Here is a 2,472-nt window from a genome sequence, read left to right on the forward strand (position 1 = left end):
AAAGTGATATTTATGTACTGGCAAGGTACGTTTATATCATACAAGAAAAATATATGATTAAACATATGGTAATGTGGAATCTTCAAGAAGGTAAAACTGTTGAAGACGCTAAAATGGTTAAAAGTAAATTAGAAGGTTTAAAAAATGAAATTGATTTTTTAAAGGAGATACATGTTTATTTAAACTATTTAACTTCTAGTGATCGACAAATCGTTTTAGAATGCTTATTTGAAACAGAAGATGATTTAAAAGCTTATCAGGTTCATCCTAAACATGTGGCGGTAAGTAATTTTGTAAAAAGCGTGACAAACGATCGTGTATGTATTGATTATCAAATGTAAGGATGAAATAAATGAGTGAATTAGAAGATTATTATGGTAAGTTTTGTGAAGAAAAAAGATTAACAAGAAGGCATGGTCAAGTTGAATATTTGACATCTATGCATTTTATTCATCATTATTTACATGACAAAAAAGCACGTATTTTAGATATTGGTGCGGGTACGGGACGTTATAGTGTGGCACTCGCTAATGAAGGTTACCAAGTTGATGCCATTGAACTTGTTAAATATAATTTAGGAGTCCTTAAAGCAAAAAAAAGTAGTGTGAAAGCATATCAAGGGACAGCATTAGATTTATCTCGTTATCAAGATGAAACTTTTGATATGACACTCCTCTTTGGACCGATGTATCATTTATATTCTTTTGAAGATAAGGTTAAGGCTTTAAGTGAAGCTAAACGTGTAACGAAGATGGGTGGCATGATTTTGGTTGCTTATTGTATGAATGATTATAGTATTATTATTCATGGATTTAGAGATGGTTACATAAGGGAAGCCATTAAACAAGGAAAGATCACGGATGATTTTCATACAGTATCTCATCCTAAAGATTTATATGATTATGTAAGAGTTGAAGATATTGATCGTTTTAATCAAGCAGCAGGATTAAAACGAATTGAGATTATTGCTGCAGATGGACCGGCTAATTATATGCGACATACTTTAAAAGAGATGGATGATGAAACTTTTGATTTATTTATGAAATATCATTTATCTACATGTCAAAGAAAAGATATGTTAGGAAGTAGTGGACATACATTAGATATATTAATAAAAGAATAGAGGGATAAGAAAATGAAAGTAAAAGTACATAATGAAATTAAAGATGTAACTCGTGAAGAAATGGAAGAAGAAGTTGTTCGTTATTATGATGCTACTGGAGCTAAACATTTCTATATGGAAGTAGAAGAAATGGATGATGATGAATTAAAAGCATTATATGAAAATTCATATGCTAGTGAAGAATAAAAGAACCAATGATGGTTCTTTTATGGTTTTATTTAACTGAAAAAGTTATTTCATTAAAAGGACTGTGATATTCAATGGTTGAACTTTGTTTATCAACAAAACAAGTAATTTTAAAAATAAAATCATAGTCATAGCACAATTCTAAAAGAGAGTTGAATTCTTGATAGTTTATTGAAAAAGGAATATAGTCATCACTTTGTATGCTGTAATTTACTTGTAAAGTGGCTTTATTTTGATATATTTGCCAATCAATGAGTGTTTCAGGAATACCCCAATTAATTAATATAAAGGAAATAGGATCGATGATATCCTCTTCAAATTGTGCTTTTGATGTTAAAATCAATGAAATTGAATAACTTTCCATATTTTCACCTCTTATTTATTATAATAAGGTAATAATAGATTAACATGGGTGAAATATGTGAAATTTTAGAAGGAGAAAATTATGTTAAAAGCTGTAATCTTTGATATGGATGGATTAATGATAGATAGTGAAAGGGTAACATATGAAGGCTATGTAAAAGAATGTGGTAAACGTGGATATACTATGGATTTAGCATTTTATCGTCAGGTTTTAGGGTTGCCGTTAAAACCGGTATATCAAATGTTTTATAATCATTTTGGAAATGATTTTCCAATGGATGAAATTATTAAAGATGTTCATCAATATATGGCTGATTTATTTAAAGAAAAAGGAGTGCCTATTAAAAAAGGGTTAGTTGAATTGTTAGAGTATTTAAAAGAACATGGATATAAAACAATGATAGCTACTTCAAGTAATCGTGATCGAGTTGATGTGATTTTAAAAGATAGTGGCATTGAAAAATATTTTGATGACTCCATTTGTGGTGATGAAATAGCAAAAGGGAAACCTCATCCAGATGTCTTTTTAAAAGCATGTGAAAAATTAGGGGTTTTACCTGAAGAAGCACTTGTTTTAGAAGATAGTGAAGCAGGTATTCAAGCAGCGTATGATGGACATATAAAGGTCATTTGTGTGCCTGATATGAAATATCCTCGTCAAGAATACCAAGAGAAAACTTATGCTATTGTTGATTCATTAGAAGATGTAACACAAATTATTAAAACTCAAAAATTATAAACAGTTAAAAATTTGGTAATTTAAAATAACTTGTGGTTGAGATTGTTTCGGCCAATAAGAC

Annotated in this window: 5 protein-coding genes; 4 read left to right on the top strand and 1 reads right to left on the bottom strand. The window is 29.4% G+C overall.

All coding sequences use genetic code 11. The features are described from left to right. The 3 genes from DWZ53_RS11005 to DWZ53_RS11135 form a co-directional block, all read left to right on the top strand. The coding region (locus tag DWZ53_RS11005; RefSeq protein WP_233541891.1) for a Dabb family protein at nt 1–341 on the top strand (341 nt) is incomplete at its 5' end. Nucleotides 342–352: 11 nt separating this feature from the next. Beyond that, on the top strand, nt 353–1,123 hold the full coding sequence (locus DWZ53_RS11010; RefSeq protein ID WP_118434204.1) for a bifunctional 2-polyprenyl-6-hydroxyphenol methylase/3-demethylubiquinol 3-O-methyltransferase UbiG: 771 nt from the start codon (nt 353–355) through the stop codon (nt 1,121–1,123). A 12-nt stretch (nt 1,124–1,135) separates the two neighbouring features. Beyond that, nucleotides 1,136–1,309 (top strand): hypothetical protein, encoded by a 174-nt coding sequence (locus tag DWZ53_RS11135; protein ID WP_158568253.1) that lies wholly within the window; start codon nt 1,136–1,138, stop codon nt 1,307–1,309. A gap of 28 nt (nt 1,310–1,337) precedes the next feature. Here the strand turns inward: DWZ53_RS11135 and DWZ53_RS11015 are convergent, their stop codons facing one another. Further along, on the bottom strand, nt 1,338–1,673 hold the full coding sequence (locus DWZ53_RS11015; protein WP_118434205.1) for a hypothetical protein: 336 nt from the start codon (nt 1,671–1,673) through the stop codon (nt 1,338–1,340). Between the two features lie 81 nt (nt 1,674–1,754). Between DWZ53_RS11015 and DWZ53_RS11020 the strand changes: the two genes are divergently transcribed. Beyond that, nucleotides 1,755–2,411 (top strand): HAD family phosphatase, encoded by a 657-nt coding sequence (locus tag DWZ53_RS11020; RefSeq protein WP_118434206.1) that lies wholly within the window; start codon nt 1,755–1,757, stop codon nt 2,409–2,411. Nucleotides 2,412–2,472: the final 61 nt, after the last annotated feature.

It is taken from the genome of Coprobacillus sp. AF33-1AC (assembly GCF_003475785.1).
In the GTDB taxonomy this organism is placed as follows: Bacteria; Bacillota_I; Bacilli_A; order Erysipelotrichales; family Coprobacillaceae; genus Faecalibacillus.